The 20,136-nt window shown below is 66.3% G+C and carries 13 protein-coding genes; 4 read left to right on the top strand and 9 right to left on the bottom strand.

Translation table 11 applies throughout. The annotated features are described in order from the left end of the window. Window positions 1-26: 26 nt before the first annotated feature. From CCK87_RS17695 to CCK87_RS17675, 5 genes are all read right to left on the bottom strand, one after another. Window positions 27-6,116, bottom strand: a complete 6,090-nt coding sequence (locus CCK87_RS17695; protein ID WP_249273975.1) for an Ig-like domain-containing protein — start codon at window positions 6,114-6,116, stop codon at window positions 27-29. A gap of 133 nt (window positions 6,117-6,249) precedes the next feature. Next, on the bottom strand, window positions 6,250-7,227 hold the full coding sequence (locus CCK87_RS17690; RefSeq protein WP_086462733.1) for a PDR/VanB family oxidoreductase: 978 nt from the start codon (window positions 7,225-7,227) through the stop codon (window positions 6,250-6,252). Continuing rightward, window positions 7,224-8,027, bottom strand: coding sequence for an MOSC domain-containing protein (locus CCK87_RS17685; protein ID WP_086462732.1), 804 nt, complete (start codon window positions 8,025-8,027; stop codon window positions 7,224-7,226). Before CCK87_RS17685 ends, CCK87_RS17690 begins: the two co-directional genes overlap by 4 nt. Window positions 8,028-8,075: 48 nt before the next feature. Continuing rightward, a complete protein-coding gene (locus tag CCK87_RS17680; RefSeq protein WP_086462731.1) occupies window positions 8,076-9,650 on the bottom strand; it encodes a transporter in 1,575 nt (524 codons plus the stop codon). Next, complete coding sequence (locus CCK87_RS17675) at window positions 9,632-10,495, bottom strand: ABC transporter ATP-binding protein (RefSeq protein ID WP_086462730.1); 864 nt, start codon at window positions 10,493-10,495, stop codon at window positions 9,632-9,634. Before CCK87_RS17675 ends, CCK87_RS17680 begins: the two co-directional genes overlap by 19 nt. Before the next feature lie 548 nt (window positions 10,496-11,043). Here CCK87_RS17675 and CCK87_RS17670 point away from each other — a divergent pair. After that, the gene (locus tag CCK87_RS17670) at window positions 11,044-12,396 is read left to right on the top strand and encodes an HNH endonuclease signature motif containing protein (RefSeq protein ID WP_086462729.1); all 1,353 of its coding nucleotides are present in this window, start codon (window positions 11,044-11,046) and stop codon (window positions 12,394-12,396) included. Between the two features lie 634 nt (window positions 12,397-13,030). On the opposite strand, the gene CCK87_RS17660 is transcribed toward CCK87_RS17670, so the two are convergent. Beyond that, window positions 13,031-13,426, bottom strand: a complete 396-nt coding sequence (locus tag CCK87_RS17660; RefSeq protein WP_086462727.1) for a DUF202 domain-containing protein — start codon at window positions 13,424-13,426, stop codon at window positions 13,031-13,033. Beyond that, on the bottom strand, window positions 13,416-14,633 hold the full coding sequence (locus tag CCK87_RS17655) for a low temperature requirement protein A (RefSeq protein ID WP_212638260.1): 1,218 nt from the start codon (window positions 14,631-14,633) through the stop codon (window positions 13,416-13,418). The genes CCK87_RS17660 and CCK87_RS17655 overlap by 11 nt, the downstream gene beginning before the upstream one ends. Before the next feature lie 132 nt (window positions 14,634-14,765). Here CCK87_RS17655 and CCK87_RS17650 point away from each other — a divergent pair, with 132 nt between their 5' ends. Continuing rightward, window positions 14,766-16,415 carry a cyclic nucleotide-binding domain-containing thioredoxin-disulfide reductase gene (locus CCK87_RS17650; RefSeq protein ID WP_086462726.1) on the top strand — a complete coding sequence of 550 codons (1,650 nt, stop codon included), beginning with the start codon at window positions 14,766-14,768 and terminating at the stop codon, window positions 16,413-16,415. Window positions 16,416-16,431: 16 nt separating this feature from the next. Here CCK87_RS17650 and CCK87_RS17645 read toward each other — a convergent pair whose 3' ends face one another. Continuing rightward, window positions 16,432-16,695: a hypothetical protein gene (locus CCK87_RS17645; protein WP_085488135.1), complete on the bottom strand. Its 264-nt coding sequence runs from the start codon at window positions 16,693-16,695 to the stop codon at window positions 16,432-16,434. A 173-nt stretch (window positions 16,696-16,868) separates the two neighbouring features. On the opposite strand from CCK87_RS17645, the gene CCK87_RS17640 reads away from it, so the two are divergent. Next, on the top strand, window positions 16,869-17,738 hold the full coding sequence (locus tag CCK87_RS17640) for an aldo/keto reductase (RefSeq protein ID WP_086462725.1): 870 nt from the start codon (window positions 16,869-16,871) through the stop codon (window positions 17,736-17,738). A 9-nt stretch (window positions 17,739-17,747) separates the two neighbouring features. Beyond that, window positions 17,748-18,626 carry a metal-dependent hydrolase gene (locus CCK87_RS17635; RefSeq protein ID WP_086462724.1) on the top strand — a complete coding sequence of 293 codons (879 nt, stop codon included), beginning with the start codon at window positions 17,748-17,750 and terminating at the stop codon, window positions 18,624-18,626. A gap of 91 nt (window positions 18,627-18,717) precedes the next feature. On the opposite strand, the gene dnaB is transcribed toward CCK87_RS17635, so the two are convergent. Continuing rightward, window positions 18,718-20,130, bottom strand: coding sequence for a replicative DNA helicase (gene dnaB, locus CCK87_RS17630; RefSeq protein WP_085488183.1), 1,413 nt, complete (start codon window positions 20,128-20,130; stop codon window positions 18,718-18,720). Window positions 20,131-20,136: the final 6 nt, after the last annotated feature.

The following is a 20,136-nucleotide window of genomic DNA, read 5'->3' as shown; positions in this document are numbered from 1 at the left end:
CGTCTTTCTCTCTGAGTATCATCGCGTCACCAAGGGACGTGATTCGATTCGTACTTCTTCCCGTCCGGAGCGGTCACGGTCACCCAGACGTCGTAGCCGGTGAATCCCCAGTACTTGCCGCTCGCTTGGCCGTTACCGGAGATCGAGCCGGTCTCCCAGTTTTCATAACCGGGCTTGTTCGAATGGTACGCAACGCTGAAACTCCCGCTGCTCGACTGCGAGAGCTGAACGACGACGTACGCGCAGCCGGCCGTCGCGCATCCCTCTTGCCCCTGGGCGTTGCCACCCTTCGAAACGGTGACTCTTGTCGGATTGCCGGGCTTCGCGCTCGCGCTTGCTTCGCCGCTTACCGCCCCGGACGCATCTACAGTACGAGCGACAATGGTGCCCGAATTGTCATTGACAAGGAGGGAGCAATTTCCGTTGCCGTCGCATCCTCCATAGGTATTCGTTCTGCTTCCGCTCGCCGATCCGACGTCTTCCCAGCCACCGCCGTCAATACGGACTTGAATGGTGAAGTCACGACCATTCCGCGCCGGCGCTCCCCAGGTGAACTTCACCGAGTAGTCACCGCTGGTCGCGGTGACCGACGGGACGTTGGGAGCACCAGCGGGCTGCAGTCCGCCGATCGAGTTGCTGGCGCCGCTCGTATAGGTCGAGCCATCAGCCGTCGTAACCGCGCGCAGTGCGACGGAGTAGGTGCCGTTGTTGCCTACCCCCGAACGAATGACGTTGTCACCCGGAAGCGCGGACCATCCGCCGCCGTTGATCGAGTACTGGTAGCCGACCTCGTTCGATCTGGCCCCGTTCGCAGCACCGGGCGTGTAGGCCACGGTCACTGTGTTGTCGCCTGCCGAAGCATTGTCGAGTGACGGCGCGTTCGGCGGAGTGACCGCCCGACGAGGCGCCGAAGCCGGCGACGTCGCCCCCTGTCCAGCCTTGTTGATGGCGGCCACGGCGAATGTGTAGTCGTTCTCAGAGACGTCCACGGTCACCGTCTGGCTGGTCGCACCGCCGGCCACGGGAACCTCGCGGGCACCCGCACCACCGTTGATGTACAGGATGTACGACGAGATCTTGTCGCCATTGGCATTGGGCGCGTTCCAGCTGACGTTCATCTGGGCCTGGCTGCCGACAGAGTCGACCCGCACCGAGGTGGGCGCTCCGGCCGCCGCGGGAACACCGGCCGGGATCTCGGCCGCAGAGTACGGACTCCAGTCGCTCGGGTCGGGCGCGCGGTTCACAGCCTGAACTCGCACCTGGTACGAGGTTCCGTTCTCCAGACCCTCCCAGACCACGGAGTTGCCCGTGACGCCCGTCTTCTGCACGGCGCCTCGTGCCGGCGCCGGCGAGATCTCGAGGTTGTACGACGTCACGGCAGAACCGGGAGTGGATGGCGTTACCCAGTTCACCGTCATGCTCTTGTCGCCGAAGACCAGCGTCGGCGCGGCCGGGCGGTCCGGGCGGGCATCCGGTCGGGCGGGCGCCGACGACGGCGACGGGTCGGAGTCGCCCACGCTGTTCGTCGCCGTGACGGTGAACGTGTACTCGACGTCGTTAGTGAGTCCGTCGAGCGTGCATGTGGTCGACGCGCACTGCTTCGAGTACCCCTGCGGACTCTTCACGGTGTAACCCGTGATGGGCGCGCCGTTGTTCACGGGCGGGGTCCACGAGAGCACGACCGTGCGGTCTTGAATGCTCGTGACGCTCGGCGTGGTCGGTGCATCGGGCTTGCCCTGCACGGTCAACCGGATGCGTCCGTCGGCCTCGCGATCGGGGTCGCCGGTCGAGTCGGCGATGCGGTAGCGCACCACCATCGTTCCTACGAAGTCTGCCGCGGGCGTCACGTCGACGCCGCTTCCGGCCGGGGTGGCCCCGCCGTCGCCGGTCTCCACGACCGCCTCGAGGATCTTCAGGGGGTTCTCGGGGTAGGGGTTGAAGTCGTTCGACAGTACGTCGACCTGGCGGGTCTCACCCTGGTTGGCCTGCGGAACCACGTCGTCGGTCGCGCTCGGCTTCGCCCTGGTCGAGGTGACCACCGTCACCACCACGGTTCCGGTTCCGGGCTTGCTCTGTCCGTCGCTGACTTCGATCTGAATGGGGGAGTCGCCTTTGGCCGCGTTGCCCGCCGCCTTGACCTTGAGCGTCTGCTCATCTGTCGAGGCGGAGATGCCCTGAGGGAGCTCTCCGACGACCTTGTACGTGAGCTTCTTCAGATCTCCCTCGTCGGGGTCGCGTGACAGCGGTCGCAGGTTGAGCTCGACTTCGGCTCCGCCTGGCTCGACGTTCACGGCGCCGGTGTTCATGGTCGGTGACACGTTCGTGGTCGAGACGACGGTGATCGGAATGACGAGCGTGGACTTCTTGCCGTTGGGGTCGTCGGGGCCGGTTCCGTCGGTGACTTCGAAGCTCAGCGCGTCGGGGCCGTAGTAGCCGTCGGCGGACGTGTAGCTGAGGGTGGTCGCGTCGGTCACGAGGTTCGCTCCGTTGCCGTGCGACACTGCCACCTTGTCGGCCTGGGTGATGCGTGCGGACTCCCCGTTGCCCGTGACGACGTAGTCGGAGAGAGGGATGCTGATGGTCTCGCCGCTGTTGACGACGATCGGCTTGGTGCCGGCCTTGAGAGCGGGATGCGCGCTCTCGAGACCGGGAACGAACACGAACGCCGACGCCGTCTGCCCGTCGACATCGGTCACGGTGTACGTGATGATCTGAGACTCGGGCGTGAGCGGGATGCGCAGCTGCCCGTTGCCGCGAACCGTCGCCGTGCCGCTCGTGACCGACACGTCGAGGGCATCGATCGTTCCGTCGGGGTCGTCGTCGTTCTTCTTGACATCGACGTCGGTGCTCGTGCGACCGACCACGTCGGCGACCTGCACCAGGTCGTCACGGGCGATGGGCGGCTGGAGCGTCGCATCCGGGCTCACCGATACGAGAAGCTGACCCACGGCCGTGGCGCCGTACTGGTCGACGATCGTGTACTGCACCGGGTAGTCGCCCGCCTTGTTCGGCACAGTCACAGTGACGCGTCCGCGCTCGATCTTGCCGGTCATGCCGTCGGGCACGTCGAGACCGTTCTTCTGGATGGCGATCGGGTCGCCGTCGGGGTCGGAATCGTTCGCGAGAACGTCGACCGACACCGAGCGTCCGGGCCGCACTGACACCGTGTCTCTCACCGCGTAGGGCCGCTGATTCGCGCTAGACGAGGGGACGATGCCCACCAGAATCGTGGCCGAGGCCTCAGCTCCCTTGCGGTCGCGCACCGTGTAGGTGAAGACGTCCGTGCCCACGGAGGTGGGGTAGGCCTCGTACTCCAACCACGACTGCCCGACCTCGGTGATGCGACCCTTCGTGGGGGCTCCGTCCTGACCGACGAGTTCGACCGAGTCGCCGTCGGGATCGATGCCATCCAGGGGGATCGGGATGCGCACGGTCGTGCCCTCGAGAGCCCGCACGGTGACATCGCGCGGGCGGGGTGGGGAGTTCACGCCTTCGTCGTTGCCGACGATCTGGATGGTGACGTAGCCCGCGTCACGCTGGCCCTGGCTGTCGACGACCTCGTACGTGGCGTAGACGGTCTTGGCGACAGGGCCGGCCTTGAAGCGCAGCGTGTTCTGCGCCACGAACATGTCGCCGTCGGCGGGATCGATCAGGGGTGCGATCAGCGCCGGCGCCAGCGTGATCGTGTCGCCGTTGGGCGAGTAGTCGTTGTCGAGAACCGGAATCGTCGCGACGTCGCCGGCCCGCACGGTGACCGTGTCGTCGGTGGCCACCGGGGGCAGCAGCCTCTCGGGGGCGGGGATCGGGATGATGAAGACCTCGCCCTCGGCCGTCTTCACTCCATTTGTCACGGTGTAGCGGATGCTCGTGGGCTCGGAGATGCCCGTGTCGGTGATGCGCAGAACCCGGTGCTCGAGCACCTCGACGCTCACGCCGAGTCCCTCGGGAACCTGCACAGACTGCACCGCGAGGATTCCGCCGGCAGGGTCGAAGTCATTGGCGAGAACGTCGGTCAGCGTAGAACGACCCTTGGTGAGCAGGGCCACGTCGCGCACGGCGATCGGCGGCTGGTCGGCGGAGGTATCGCCTACGACCGTAATGCGCACGAGTCCCGAAGCGGACTTCGGGCCGTCTGTCACGAGGTACTGGGCGTAGTAGTCGCCAGGAGCCGCCGACGTGAAGTCGAACGTTCCCGTGGTGTAGTCGGGCGTGATCGTGCCGCCCGGAACCTCGTTGACCTTCGCCAGTCGCAGCGGGGTGCCGCTGGGAGAGTAGTCGTTCGCCATTGGCGACACGGTGACCTGTTGGCCGGCCTTCGTCACCACGTGGTCGGCGTTGGTGACGGGAACGAGGGTGCCCGACTCGCGCACCTCGAAGGCGACCGTACCCTCGGTGTCTGTGATGCCGTCTGAGACGACGATGGTCACGATCTTGCGGCCCGGATCGGGGTCGAGAGCGGTGAACGTGAGCTCTCCGTCGGCCCGGAACTGCACCTGATTGGCACCGTCGGCCGTCGCCGAGCGCACGAACATATCGTCGCCATCGGGGTCGATCCAGTCGGGAAGCACGTTGTAGGAGCAGGTCGATGCAACCTCGCAGAGCACCTTGGGCACGCGTTTCTCCACCGGTGCCTCATTGGTACCGGGAGCCTTGACGGTGAGCGTCACGGTCGCATCCGCCGTGCCGCCGCGCCCGTCGTCGGCCGTGTAGGTGAATGTGCCGGTTCCGGATGCGTCGGGAGACACGATGATCTGCATCGCCACGCCCCCGAGGATGGGCTGCACCTCGCCGATCGAGGGCTGCGGGCCCTTCAGCGTGGCTGTGAGCACGTCGCCGTCGGGGTCGGAGTCGTTGTCGAGAACGGGCAGCACCACGGTGCGCCCGGCGCGCACGCCGAGCTGGTCGGGTTCGGCGATGGGCGGATTGTTGATCTCGCTGCGCTCGGGCAGGATGACCTGCAGCTCCTCTTCGGTGCTGTCGTCTTCCTCGTCGGTCTTCGTCTCGTCCGGCGGAGGAACGATGTCGTCCCAGTTCTCGACCTTCTTCATGTCTTGGTTGACGAGCCAGACAGCGCCCGAGGTGAGGTCGTTGAGCACCACCACGTTGCGGTTCACGCGAAAGACGAGCTGGGCCTGTGAGGTGAGGCCGTCGATGGTGGTCTCGACGTCTTTGTCGTCGCCGGCGCAATCGCGGAGATAGGCATTCGAGACGGCCCACGCCGCGTAGGCGCAGCCGGCGAGATACACGGGCGCCGCCGGTTTTCCGGGCTTGCCGGCCGACGTCGCCGTTGCGGCGCTGCCGTCGAGGGGCTGGCGGATCAGCGAGGTGTCTGTGGCGATGAGCACGGCGTCGGATGCCGGGCCCGTCTCCTGCAGTACACCTCCGGTGGAATCGGCGACGTCGACCTTCTTGCCCCCCGGCAGGTAGGCGATGCCGTTCGCGGAGTCGAACACGACGGCGTCGTCGCCGACCGTCGTCATGGTGAGGGCGGCATCGTCTTCGGTCTCGGGAAAGCCGTTCTTCACGGGCTCGAGAGGCACGCCGTTCTCATCGAGCGGAATGGTGACCATCTCGCCTGACGTGGGCGACAGCGCGTGAACGCCACCATCGACATCCACCGTGGCTGACGCGCCGGAGCCGAGCGTTAGCAGGGGCTTATCGGGGTCGGGCAGAAAGTTGGCGACATCGCTGGCGCGGGTGGTGAAGAGGTCGCCGGTCTTGTCGACGACGGCGAGCGTATTGCCGCCCATGGTCACGGATGACTCGGCCGGCAGGGCCACGGCATTGCCCAGTGTCACCGACACGGGGTCGATAGGCGCCAGCGATCCGGTGGCGTGGTCGACGGTGATGATCGTCTCGTCGTGCTGCAGGATGTCGAAGTCGCTCGACGTCATCTTGAGGCCGCCGTCGAGCAACTGGGCCTGATAGTTCAGGTGCCCCACGAGGAGTCCCGACGGCTTGGTGACCCACACGCCGCCGTCGTTGAGCTCGACATCGGCCGTGGTGATGCCCTGATACAGGAATGCCATCGTGGTGACCGCGAGCGAGAAGACCGTGACGGTCGCCACCGACGCAGCTGTCGCCTTGCGGCGACGCAATGCCTCGAAGAGCCTCACAAAATCCTCATCTTCACGTCGGTCTCGTTATGCGTGCAGCAGATGCACCCCTGAAATGGGCACGGGGGCACCGGGATATTCAAGCACGGCTACACGACCCGCTGTAAATGGGGAGAAGTCCCCATGCGCGCATTCAGAGCGGAGCGACCACGAGCCGCCCGCTCTTCGCCCGTGAGACGCACGGCATAACGAAGTCGCGCCGCTCGCTCTCTGTGAGCACGACATCGCGGTGATCGGCTTCTCCGTCGATGAGTCTGAGCCGACAGGTGCCGCAGGTTCCGCTGTCGCACGAGCTGTCGACGTCGATGCCCGCGCCCTCGAGCGCCGCCAGCATCGTCACGGCCTCGGGCACCGTGATGGTGGCGCCGGAGGGCTGCCACTCGAGGTCGAAGGGCAGATTGATGCCCCCGAACGCCGAGATCCCGGCGAAGTCCTCCATGTGCACCCGACTCGGGCGCCAGTGCATCGTCAGCGCGCGCAGCTCATTCTGCAGAGGCTCCGGGCCGCATACATAGAGGTGCCGGTCACCAGGAGACTCGAGAAGAGGCCACCAGTCGAGCGCGCCATGCAGGAAGCGGTGGTGCAAGGTCATCGGCTGCATCAGGCCATCGATCTCGTCGAATGCGACCAACTCGGTCAGCTCGTCGAGGTAGGGCGTGTCTTCTCGTGAACGACTCGCGTACACGAGCTGAACATCTCTCACGCCGCGTCTACGCAGTTCGATCAGCATCGCGCGGATGGGGGTGATGCCGATTCCCGCCGCCACGAGAAGGTACGCCGGAGCATCCACCAGCTCGAACGCATTGCGCGGAGAAGAGATCGTGAGCGAATCGCCCTCTGTGACCTCGTCGACCATGCTTCTCGAGCCGCCCCGGCCCGCGCCGTCGCGGCGCACCGCGATCACGTAGCGGCTCCGGTCGCTGAGATCCGAGGTGAGCGAGTAGCTGCGCGCCTCGCCCGACGGGGTATGCACCGTGATGTGGGCGCCGGGCTCGGCCTGCTCGAGCAGCCCGCCGTCTCGGCGGCGCAACTCGAACTCGCACACCTCAGCCGTGAGCATCCGGCGGCCTGTGACGACGACCGTGAGGTCGGCTGGGCCTGCTGCGCTCATGCTGCCGACACCGTCTCGGACACCGAAACGGTGCCGCCGGTCGCGAGGGTTCCGGCCGAGAGCACCTCGGCGAAGACGCCCATGATCTCGTGTGCGTAGTTCTCATGCAGCAGGCGCACCACCGGCACGTCTCGGCGGGCCGTCGTGGGGTCGACCTCGGTCGCGGCGCAGCGCTCCGTCTCTTCGACCACTCGCACGGTCACGCCCTCGGGGCCTCCGAGCTGCAACTCCCTGCCCATCCAGCCGCGCTCGACCCATGGGTCGAGACCCTCGAGATAGACATTCGCCCGAAAGCGCAACGGGTCGAGCTCACGCCCGATCCTCGACTCGAACTCGCGAATGGATGCGCGGTTGATGAGCGAGATGGTGTTCATCATGCGAGGCCCGTCGATCGCGTTGTCGGTGAAGTTGTAGCCGGGCTGCTCGGCCAGCACGGGCCGCTCGCCGTCGGGCAGATCAGCTACACGTGCGTATAGTTCGACCAGTTCAGCCCGGCCCTCGGCTGTGCCGAGGTCGGCCTCCAGCACCGGATGCCCCTGCACGTTCACGCGCATGACGCGCGTCTCAGGGTCGAATCTCGAGGCGAGCCCCGCCAGACGATCGGTGTTCAGGAGCACGTAGTACTCGCGCTTCGACAGGGGAACGAAGTTGTCGGCATCGTACGCACCGGAGGGCTTGGCCAGCGCGAAGAGCCGGTCGGCGGGGAACGCGCTGCCCGCTTCGAGAACCACCCTGTCGAGGGGCTCGGGAGTGAGCCCCTTGACCGGGTAACGGTAGAGCGAATCGATCGTTCCGAGCATGTCTCGAGAGTACTTGTCGAGCCAAGTTCCTTTGGTGTCCTGCGTGCCCTACTTGCCGGCTTGCAGCGTGGCGAGCAGGTCGGGGCCCTGTTTGTCGAGAATCGATCCTCCCCAACGCACCGCGATCACGAGCATGCCGCCGCCGAGCACGAGTCCCAAGACCAGGGCGATCCAACCGTAGATCGCATCGCCCGTGACGAAGCCGACGATGGCCAGGACCAGCTCGGGAAGCACGAGCACGGTCAGGCCTCCCCAGGTCGCGAACGTCGTGAGCGTGAGCATAAAGCCGCCGCCGGGCTTCGCCTTGAAAGGACTCTCGCCGGGAGCCGGAACAGGGAACACGAATCGACCCGAGATGACCGACGACAGCGCGAAGCCCGAGAACAGCAGCCCGAACACCAGACCGAGCAGCCCCGGCAGCACCTGCCACGAGTTCGTGAACCACACCGACGCGATCGTCAGCAGCACGGAAACCGGAACGGCGAAGACGCCCAGGGCCACCACGCGACCGAGTCGGTCGTCGCGGCCCGATACGCCTGTCGAGAGGTGCAGCGCGAACGCCGTGTTGTCATAGGAGACATCGGTGTAGATCGACAACGCCAGCAGCAGCGCGACGATCGGGCCGAGCGCGTTCAAGACGCCCATGCTGCCCATGTTTCCCGAGTACACGAACAGCAGAACGGGAATCAGCGGAATGACGATGAGCGACTGCGCGTACCGCGGATCGCGCATCCAGTAGGTGAGTGCGCGCGCCGCCACGGCGCCCCACGGCGTCGCCGGGAAGACTCCGAAGAGGCCCAGCTTGCGGGTTCCCTTCATCGCTGGCGACGACGCCCGAGCGGGGTTCTCGAGCGCGTGCCGCAGGCTAGAACGCCAGACGACCAGCAGGATGGCGAGGGTCGCGAGACCGATGACGAATCCGGCCGCCGCGCGGCCGAAGTCTGCTGTGACAATGTAGCCGGGAACCGACCAGATCGCGCCGAGCGGCGTCCACGCGACGAAGTCTGCGATGCCGGGAAGGGCATCCGCAGAGCTGCGCAGCAGCGTCGTGAGCCCGATCATGATCGGGCCGAGCAGGATCAGGGGAATGAAGAACAGGATTCCCTTGGCTTCGCGGAACCGGCGGCCCGATCCGATGCCCGAGCTCAACGCGGTGATCGCCCGCGAACCGGCGACGCACGTGAGAACACCGATCACGGCGCAGACGATCGCCGCGATGGCGCCGAGTGGATGCTGCCACCACGTTGCCGCTGTTGCGAGGGCGGCTACCGAGGTGACGATTCCGGGAACTCCGAGGACTCCGCTGACGAGGAGGCCCAGCACGAGCTGGTTGAGGGGAATGGGGAAGACGGCCAGCCGCGAAGGCTCCACAGTCTGGTCGGTTCCGGGGCCGATGAGAGGCAGCACGATCCAGCCGAGGATGGTTGCTGCGCCGCCGAGCACCGTGACCGTGCGAGCCAGTTCAGTCGGTGCGAAGCTCAGGGCGATCAGCCCGGCCACCACGCCGAAGAGAACGCCGAGTCCGTAGAGCCCGCCGATGACGACGGCGACGATCTGCCATGGCTTTCCCTTCAGGCTGTTCGCCAGAATGAGAAAGCGCAGTCTTACGAGAGTCGCAACCATTCCGGCCCCTCTCCTGTGCGGCGACCTCCGACGAGTTCGACGAAACGGTCTTCGAGTGTGGAGCCCTGGCGCACCTCTTCGGTCGTGCCTGCCGCGAGCACACGGCCCTGGGCGATCACGGCCACGTGGTCGCACATACGCTGAACGAGGTCCATGGCATGGCTCGACACGATCACGGTGCCGCCTGATTTGACGAAGCCGTCGAGGATGTCGCGGATGTTCGCGGCAGACACGGGGTCGACCGATTCGAACGGTTCGTCGAGCACGAGCAGGCTCGGCGCGTGCACAAGAGCGCAGGCCAGGGCGATCTTCTTGGTCATTCCGGCGGAGTAGTCGACCACGAGCGTGCCGCCGGCTGATTCGAGGTCGAGCAGGTTGAGCAGGTCGTGGGTGCGCTCGGCGACGGTCTCGCGACTCATGCCGCTGAGCAGTCCCGCGTAGGTCACGAGCTGGGTGCCCGTGAGTCGGTCGAAGAGGCGAACGCCGTCGGAGAGCACCCCGACGAGGCGCTTGGCCTTGATGAGGTCGTGCCAGACGTTCACACCGTGGATCGTGATGTCGCCTGCGTCGGGCCGCATAAGACCGGTCGCCATCGACAGGGTCGTCGTCTTTCCCGCACCGTTGGGGCCGACGAGGCCGTAGAACGAACCGGAGGGAACGGTGAGAGCCAGGTTGTCGACGGCGACCTTCTCACCGAATCGCTTCGTCAGGCCGCGGATCTCGAGGGCCGGCCCATGAGCATCCGTCACCGGGGGGAGAACCTGGGCCGGGTCGGCCTGCACGGGGTCGGCCTGCACGGGGTTGGCCTGTACTGGGTGGGTCTGTACTGGGTCTTCCAAGGACATAGCCGCCTGCTTTCCGTCTTACGATTTGCGTCTTGCGATGGACACTCAGGCCGTTCTCGTCGTGCGATCTGTCGATACGCGTGCGCGAACCCGGCGCGTGTCACCCACCATAGGGGGAGCGACAGACAGCTCGCATCCCCCGCGCGGGGGACATCGGGCAGAGGCCTTTCGCTCTTGATCTGGACCTGTCGAGACTCACCTGCACCCGTCCAGTGGGCCGCTAATGCGCCGGTCGAGCAGACAGCTCCAGCGCTGGTCGAGTAGGCCGCCCGCGGCCGTATCGAGACCCGGCCGCGCTGGTCGAGCAGGCCATGTTTGCGCTGGTCGAGTAGGCCGCCCGCGGCCGTATCGAGACCCGGCCGCGTTGGTCGAGTAGGCCGCCCGCGGCCGTATCGAGACCCGTTCCCTAAGCCTGTCGAAGGGGGTATAGGTGGCGTCTACTCCTCCACAGGGCAAGGCTTCGGGGAGTTATCCACAGCGATATCCCCTGATCAAGTATCGAATGCCCTCCTGGACCCAGTGTCGGTGGCTGCTGTTTGACTTCAGGTATGACATCCTCGATCCCGCTCCTCGAGCCCGACCCGTACGTGGTCGCGCTCGAGGAGGTCGCCGCCCTCGATCAGCAGATAGCCCGACTGTCTGCCGTCAGGGCCAGACGCGTCACCGACGCTGCGCACCACCTGCACAGGCAGACACCCACCGACACCTCGACGGGTGGTCCCGTGTGGTCGACCGCCCGAGTCGAGAGAGTCGAGTTGTTCACCGAACTCGCCCAGCTCACCCGCCGCACCGAGTATCGGGCCGCGACTCTGATCGACACCAGCACTGCTCTTGTGGATCGTCTTCCCGCCACGCTCGCTGCAGTGGCTGCCGGAGTCGTGTCGTGGGAGCATGCCGAGGTCATCGCGAAGCACGCCGACGGCCTCGACGGCGACGCCTTGGTGTTGTACGACACCAGACTCGCAGCCCTGGCGGCGGAGGTGAACCCGAAGCAACTCGACCGCAAAGCCCGCCACGAAGTCGAACTGTCTCAACCGTCGACCGCGGTCGAACGTGCCGAGAAGGCCGCGGGCACCCGACGCATATATGTCGATCCTGCAGCGGATGGCATGGCCTATCTCACCCTGTTCGCTCCGGCGCCCGAGGTCCACGCGATCACAGACAGGGCGACTCGATTGGCGGCAGGTCTCAGGGCGGGAGGTGACCCGCGCAGCATGACGCACCTGAAACTCGATGTCCTCACCGACCTCATGCTCAACGGAGAAACCTCGATCCCGGGCGCCACCCGGGGCGTCCGGGGCAGGGTGCATGTGATGGTTCCCGCGATGACGCTCCTAGGTGTTGGGCAAGAGGCAGCGATCCTCCGCGGCTATGGGCCGATCGACCCGGCGACCGCCGCGCAGTTGACGGCGGAGGCGACGTCATGGCGGCGGATACTCACGGACCCGATCACGGGGCGCATCCTGACGACGGACCCGAGGGATTACCGGCCGACAGCAAGGATGATCGACCATGCCCGGTTGGTGCATCCGACATGTGTGTTTCCGGGCTGCACGGTCCCGTCGGAGCAGGCCGATGTCGACCACACCGAGGACCACGCCTACGGCGGCAACACCGTTCCGGAGAACCTCGCGCCGTTGAGTCAGGCGCACCACAGGGTGAAGCACCACACGAGGTGGCAGATCGTGCAGAACGGAGACGACACCCTCACAGCCACCTCACCCGCCGGCTACCGGTATGTGATCCAGCCAGAAGGCACGATGCGACCCGCACCGAAACAACTCGTCGACGCATCAGCAGCGACAGCGGCCGCCAGCTCAGGAGCCGCCACCGCGGCCGGGCAAGCAGTCGCAAACCGAGCGACTGCAACGGAGAACGACACCGACGACTGCCCCTTCTAGGAGCCCCTGACCTATATGGCGAATACCCGGCCAGCCAAAGGAGAGCCCACGAACGCACTCCCTCCGTGCATCAGCGGTTCGTCCTTGACGGAAGGAGCCGGTCTTCCCGGCTCGAACGCGCATGCGCTTGTGCCCGGACACCCTCGCACCCGACCGCCGTGAAGGGCTCGGCGTCACACCTGGTCTTCGCGCGCTCAGCGCACTCAGCGCACTCAGCGCACTCAGCGCACTCAGCGCACTCAGCGCACTCAGCGCACTCAGCGCACTCAGCGCAGCATTGCACCAGCGACGGCGAGCGCGCATCCGAGAACCGAGACAGCGCAGACGCACGCCGTCAACGTCGCGAGCGCCGACCATGGTTCCGGTCGATACTCCGTCCCAGACGTGCGCGATATTCCAGACATGCGCGCGCGAAACGGCGGGCGAAGCGACAAGACCACGATTCCGCCAGCGACCACAGCTGCGATGACCGCAAGCGCCAGAGCGCCGGATCGCACCGCTGTGATGCCGCAGACAAGGGCGACTCCGACGGCGGCTATCGCGGTGCGCCTCCAAGCGAGGGCGGTTCGTTCCGGTTGCAGTCCCGGATCTCGGGCCGGTTGCCCGGACATACCGGCAGACGCTCCAGGCGTGCTCACCGCTGCAGGGCCTCGAAGACGGCATATCCCGCGAAGACGAGAGCGAGCACGACGATGCCCAGCCCCACCCCGACGAGAATGCGCGGAGCCGGTAGTGGCAACGCGAGCCGCATGGCCCGCTCGACGCGACGCCACCCGATCAGCGCAGACACTGCGACGAGGCCGCCGCCAAGACAGACGAGCGCCGCCATCACGTCGACGAACAGGGGAAGATCCGCGACGCCCGCCAGAGTCGTCAGCGCCACGCCGCCGGCGACCAGAGCCAGGCCGGTGCGCATCCACGCGAGCGCCGTGCGTTCGTTGGCCAGCGAGAATCGCGCATCCGGCTCGTCACCGACGCCGTAAACCGACCGGGGTCTGCGGTTGTCCTCGAAGCTTTTGTCAGGCGCCATGACGCACTCCCTCTTCGGTGGTGTTCAGGGTGCGTGATCGCTGCTGCAGAACGGTCACCGCGATGATCGCCGCCACGACGAGTGTGATGAGCAGCACGGTGACACCGAACGAGACCGCCGGGGCGAGCAGAGGAATGAGCATCACGGCCCCGGCGCCCACGAGACTGCTCGCGGGCCGGATGGCCGTGTCCGAACCGAGGAGCGGCCGATAGAGCACCTGCATTGCGACCAGGAACACCGCCACGGGAATAGCGATCGAGTACGCCACCGTCGTGCTGTCGACATGGGCCTCATGACTGAGCGACTGAACGGCCACCTCGAGTCCGGCCCCGAGGGCCGCGAGCGCTGCGAACACGAAGTAGTGCCCGAATCCCCAGATGAAGCTTCGCCGACGCCGCTTCTCGAGACCGTCGCCAGCCGGTTCGAGGTAATAGACCCACCAGATGCCGAAGAGCAGCGCGAGACCCGAGGCGGCCAGCAGAACGAACTCGCCCGAAGCATCCCCCGCTGTCACGATCGCCTGCACGCCGACCGTGGCCGCGAGAACCGACTCGCCCAGCAGGATGATCGTGAAGAGTCCGTATCGCTCGGCGATGTGGTGCGGGTGCCAGCGGATGTACCCGCGACGTTCCGCCCACAACGGCACGGCGAGCTCGCATCCGGCGAGAAAGGCGAAGGTCGCGATCTGCGCCCCGGTGGGCAGCTCGGCGGCGATGAAAAGCCGCGCGATCCACATCGCCTGCACGATGCTGATTCCCGCCGCATAACGCAGGGCCGTCGCCCTGCCCTCAGGGTCTTGCACGGCGGCGCGCAGCCACTGCGCGACGAGAGCGATCCGCATGATGAAGTAGCCCACGGTGATGAGCAAGAAGTCGCCGTCGTTGAACGCGGCGGGAACTCCCGCAGCCAAGACGAGCACTCCGCCCATCTGCAGCATGGTGAAGAGACGATACGGCACGTCGTCGGTGTCATAGGCAGATGCGAACCAGGTGAAGGTCAGCCAGGCCCACCAGATCGCGAAGAACACCATGAAGAAGTTGGGAAGTTCCTCGGCCGCGTGACCGCCCTCGATGCCGTGGGCCAGTTGCGTGACTACCGCCTGCACGGCAGCGACGAAGGTCAGGTCGAAAAGCAACTCGAGCGGGGTGGATGCGCGATGCTTCTCATCGATGTCGCGGTGCCGCATGCGAATCACTGGCAGGGTCATGATCCACAGCCTAGGGGCGGTCATTCCCCGAACAGATGCCTCTCGGGCAGAGCCGGATGACTTTTGAGTCGAGCGTGCTCGATTCGACGAATCGATGACCCTCGCGGGCCACAGCCGCATTACGGTTGGCGTGTGACGACCGAGCCCAGCGCATCCAACCCCGTACTCACCGAGGCCCAGCTCGCCCGCCTTCGCTCGTTCGGCGAGCCTGCCGAGGTCGCCACGGGCGACACCCTGTTTCGCGTCGGCGACCGCAGCTACGACCTCGTGCTCATCGACAGCGGCGCGATCGACATCGTGCGCGAGGCGACGCGCGACTCGGCCGAGGAGATCGTGGCGCAGCACGGCGCGGGCAGGTTTCTGGGAGAGCTGAACCTGCTGACCGGGCAGACCGTGTTTCTCACGGCTCGCGTCACATCCCCCGGAACGGTTCACCGCATCTCACCCGACAATTTCCGCCGCGTCATGTCGGAGGATCCGGAGTTGTCGAGCATCCTGCTCCGAGCGTTCCAGGCGCGTCGAGCCATGCTTCGAGGAACCGCGTCGCGCAGCATCGAGATCATCGGAAGCCCGCTGTCATCCGCCTCTCTCGCACTCCGCACCTACGCCGCTCGCCTCGAGCTCGCACACCACTGGTTCGACGCAGACGGAACCGCGGCAATCGCCCTGATGGAGTCCGCTGGCGTCACCGCGTCCGACCTGCCTGTTGTGCTGCTCGGTTCCGACGTGCTCACCCACGTCACGCCGGGCCATCTCGCCGAACGGATCGGCCTCTCCTACGCGCGCCCGTCGGGCCAGCAAGTCGATCTCACGGTGATCGGCGCCGGGCCGGCCGGCCTCGCCGCCGCCGTCTACGGCGCATCCGAAGGCCTCGATACGGTGCTTCTGGATGCGACGGGGCCGGGCGGGCAGGCCGCCGCGAGTTCCCGAATCGAGAACTACCTGGGGTTTCCCAATGGATTGAGCGGGTCTGAGCTCACCGGACTCGCCTCGGTTCAAGCGCTGAAGTTCGGAGCGCGCATCTACAGTCCGTGCACGGTCACCGCGCTCGACCCCCACTGCGAGCGCCTTCGCGTCGTTCTCGAAGACGGAACCGAGATCAACTCCCGCGCGGTCGTCATCGCCACGGGCGCTCAGTACAGGGCGCTTTCGCTTCCTCGGTGGTCTCACTTCGAGGGCGCGGGCATCTACTACGCGGCTACAGAACTCGAAGCACGCGCTGTCGCCGGCAAGCCGGTGACCGTGGTCGGGGGAGCGAACTCCGCCGGCCAGGCGACGCTCTTTCTCGCGGGCAGAGGAAGCGACGTCTGCCTCGTGATCCGCGGAACCGACATCCGAAAGGAGATGTCGAGTTACCTCGTCGACCGTCTTCTGGTCGACCCGCGCGTTACGGTTCACACGTCGACCGAGGTGACCGCACTCGGAGGGGACGAGTCGCTGGAGACGATCACCCTCACGAACCGAGCGACGGGCACGAGTTCCGAACAGCAGAGCGCCGGGCTGTTCTGCTTCATCGGTGCGACGCCGGCCACCGAGTGGCTCACGGGTGTGGCCTCCGATGAGAACGGGTTCCTGCTCACCGACTCGCATCTCGATGAGGCAGCCCTCGGCGAGACCTTCTCCGCGCTAGGCCGCGTGCCTCTGCCTTTCGAAACGAGCGTTCCCGCCCTCTTCGCAGCCGGCGACGTGCGGCACGGCTCGATGAAGAGGGTCGCCGCCGCGGTGGGCGAGGGCGCGAGCGCCGTCGCATCCGTTCACCGAGCGATCGGCGTGCACCTGTAGGTGAAGCCGCTCCGATTCAGCGCCCGTGCGTCGCCATGATCTGATCGACGTCGATGCGCTCGAGCAGAGCGTCCCAGTCGATCTCACGAGCGGCCGCGGCCACCTCCGGCTCCGCATACGCCTTGCCGTTGCGGTGCACCACGACACCCTTCGGAACGATCCGGTTCAGCTCGGCGAGCACCGCATCGTCGACCGCCTCACTGTTGAAATCTGCGCCGACCTCGGCGAAGTAGTCGGCCGACACGGTGTACGAGACTGTTGCCACTTCTACTGCGGTCACGGTGAACTCCTTGATCGATCGATTGAGCCGTACATACGAAAGCCCTCTCCAGTCTGTCCCTCCGACGCCGAAACCACCTCCTTTTTTCGTCCCACCTGCCTCGATTTCCGCGCGCGGCGAACACGTCGACCGGGGCTACCCGCACGATCCGGCACGGGCGTAGCGTTGGCGCAATGACAACCTCAACGCTTCCCGCCAGGGCATCCGGAACCTTCGACCTGGGCGGAGACCTGCCCGTCACCCGTCTCGGCTACGGCACCATGCAATTGACCGGCCCCGGGGTATGGGGTTGGCCCGCCGATCCGGATGAGGCCGTGCGCGTCCTGCGCCGCGCAGTCGAATTGGGCGTGAACTTCATCGACACGGCGGACTCGTACGGACCCGCCGTGGCCGAACCCCTCATCGCCAAGGCACTCCGCCCCTATGCAGACGACCTCGTCATCGCGACGAAAGCTGGACTCACCCGCTCAGGACCCGCCGACTGGCGCCCCGTCGGCCGCCCCGAGTACCTGCGCCAGCAGGCCGAGATGAGCCTGCGCATCCTGGGCGTCGACCGCATCGACCTCTTTCAGCTGCACCGCATCGACAGCCAGGTGCCCCTGGCCGACCAGGTCGGCGAGCTCGCGCTGCTGCAGCAGGAGGGCAAGATCCGTCACATCGGCCTGAGCGAGATCTCCGTCGAGCAGTTGAAGGCCGCCACCGAGTTCGCGACCATCGCTTCGGTGCAGAACCTGTACAACCTCGCCAACCGCCAGTCGGAGGAGCTGCTCGACTACGCGACCGAGCAGAACATCGCGTTCATCCCGTGGTTCCCGCTGGCGACCGGCGAGCTTGCCAAGGCAGGTGGCGTACTCGACGACATCGCCGCGAAGCACGACGCGACACCCTCGCAGCTCGCGCTCGCCTGGCTGCTCAAGCGTTCACCCGTACTGCTGCCGATTCCCGGCACCTCGTCGGTCGATCACCTCGAGCAGAACATCGCCGGCGCCGAAGTGCAGCTCAGCGACGCCGAGTTCGACGAACTCTCCGCGCTGGCAAGCTAACCTCACCGCATGACACTTCCCACCGCTGACACGATCGTCACCTACCCGGCGGGAGACCTCACGTCGACCGGCACCGTGCTTCACACCGAAGCGCTGGATGCCGGTCGACGCGTGGTTGTGCTCGACATCTCGGCCTGCCACCCCGTCGACTCCGCCTGGCCCGACCAGCCCGCCGATCGCGCCGTACTCACAACGAACGGCGTCGAACTCGACATTCTCGACTGCGTCGTGGGTGCGACCGATGGCGAGGCGCTCTATCTCGCTGGCGATGTTCCCGTACGCAAGGGAACCGAAGGCTGGGCGTTCGTGACGGCACACATCGTCGACGATGCCCTCGCGACAGAGGCCGGCCTCGTCGAAGGATCCGACGCATCCGTCGCGGTCGATGCCGACTACCGGCACGCGCTTTCTGTCGGCCATACGGCATGCCACCTTGCGTCGCTGGCGCTCAATGCAGAACTCGCCGGGTCGTGGAACAAGGAGGCGTCACTCGACGCTCTCGAGCATCCGAACTTCGACGCCTTGGCCATCGAGACGTCGCGTATTCACGAGCGCGGCTCCGCCGACGCCTACCGAGTGGGCAAGTCGCTGCGAAAGAAGGGCTTCACGCCGGCCAGGCTCGCCGACGACCTCGGCGAGGTCGAGAAAGGCGTGGATGCGCGCCTGTCGGCGTGGATCGCCTCGGGCGCTGCGGCCGCGATTGAGCGCGACGGAGATCGCCTCACCGACCGCCGGTACTGGACGACGACGCTCGACGGCCACCCCGTGAGCATCCCCTGCGGAGGAACCCATGTGGCGGCACTCGCAGAGCTGAGCGACCCGCAGGTGACTCTGCACGCGCAGCAGGGCGATGCCGCGCTGGAACTTCGGATGACGACCCGCGCCTGACGCACGCATTCGTGCCCGTTCGGTCTATCAGCGCCGACTCGACCAGCAGCGGATGCGCCGAACGGGCGCGGACACCTCCGGGCGCTTGAAGCTACGCCTGCGGCATGTCCGCGAAGCGGGAGAAGTGACCGAGGAAGCTCGCGGTGATGGTGGCGGTGGGGCCGTTGCGGTGCTTAGCCACGATGAAGTCGGCCTCGCCCGCACGCGGGTTGTCTTTCTCGTAGGCGCCCTCGCGGTGCAGCAAGATCACCATGTCGGCGTCTTGCTCGAGCGATCCCGACTCGCGGAGGTCGCTGATGGCGGGCTTCTTGTCGGCGCGCTGCTCGGGGCCACGGTTGAGCTGTGACAGGGCGATGACAGGAACCTGGAGCTCTTTCGCCATGAGCTTGAGCGCACGCGAGAACTCCGAGACCTCTTGCTGGCGGCTCTCGACCTTCTTGCCGCTGGTCATGAGCTGCAGATAGTCGATGACCACGAGCTTGAGGCCGACCTTCTGCTTGAGTCGGCGGCACTTGGCCCGGATCTCGACAAGCGTCATGTTGGGGCTGTCGTCGATGTAGAACGGCGCGTCGTTGATGGTCGAGCGCGTCGACGCGATCTTGGTCCAGTCCTGGCCGTTGACCTGGCCCTTACGCATGATCTGCAGGGGCACGGATGCCTCGGCCGACAACAGACGCATGGCGATCTCGGCGCGGCCCATTTCGAGCGAGAAGAAGATGGCCGGCATGTCGTGCTTGATCGACGCGGCGCGGCAGAAGTCGAGGGCGAGCGTCGACTTACCGAGCGCGGGTCGCGCCGCGACGATGATGAGCTGGCCGGGGTGGAACCCGTTGGTGAGGTTGTCGAGGTCGGTGAACCCGGAGGGAACGCCCGTCATCTGGCCATCTTTGCCCGCAGCTGCCTCGATCTCGTCGGTGGCGGCCGTGAGGGCGATCGTGAGCGGCACGTAGTCTTCGGTCTCGACGTTGCCGTTGACGGCGTAGATCTCGGCCTGAGCGTTGTTCACCAGGTCCATGACCTCACCCTCGCTGGCGTACCCCATCTGAACGATGCGGGTGCCGGCCTCGACGAGACGGCGCAAAACGGCCTTCTCGGAGACGATGTTGGCGTAGTAGCCGGCGTTCGCAGCGGTGGGGACGAGGCCGGTGAGCGTGTGCAGGTACTCCGCACCGCCGGCTCGGCTCAGCTCACCGATCTTGGTGAGCTCGTCGGTGACCGCGATCACATCGGTGGGCTCGCCGTGCGAGTAGAGCGTGAGCACGGCGTCGAAGATGATCTCGTGCTTGGGAATGTAGAAGTCGGCTCCGCGGACGACCTCCACGACGTCGGCAACAGCGTCTTTGCTCAGCAGCATTCCGCCGAGGGCGCTCTGCTCGGCAAGCAGATCGTGAGGTGGGGTGCGATCGCCACGGGAGTCGGCCCGCCATTCGCCCGCACCGCCCGCGGCGTTGCCACCGCGCTGGCCGTCGTTCGGGCCGGACAGTCCCAGATGGGCTATCGACACGGGTCC

This window comes from Agreia sp. VKM Ac-1783 (genome assembly GCF_900177765.1).
Lineage (GTDB): Bacteria > Actinomycetota > Actinomycetes > Actinomycetales > Microbacteriaceae > Agreia.
The sequence above is the reverse complement of the archived record's forward strand: the minus strand, read 5'-3'. Positions and strand labels throughout refer to the sequence as shown.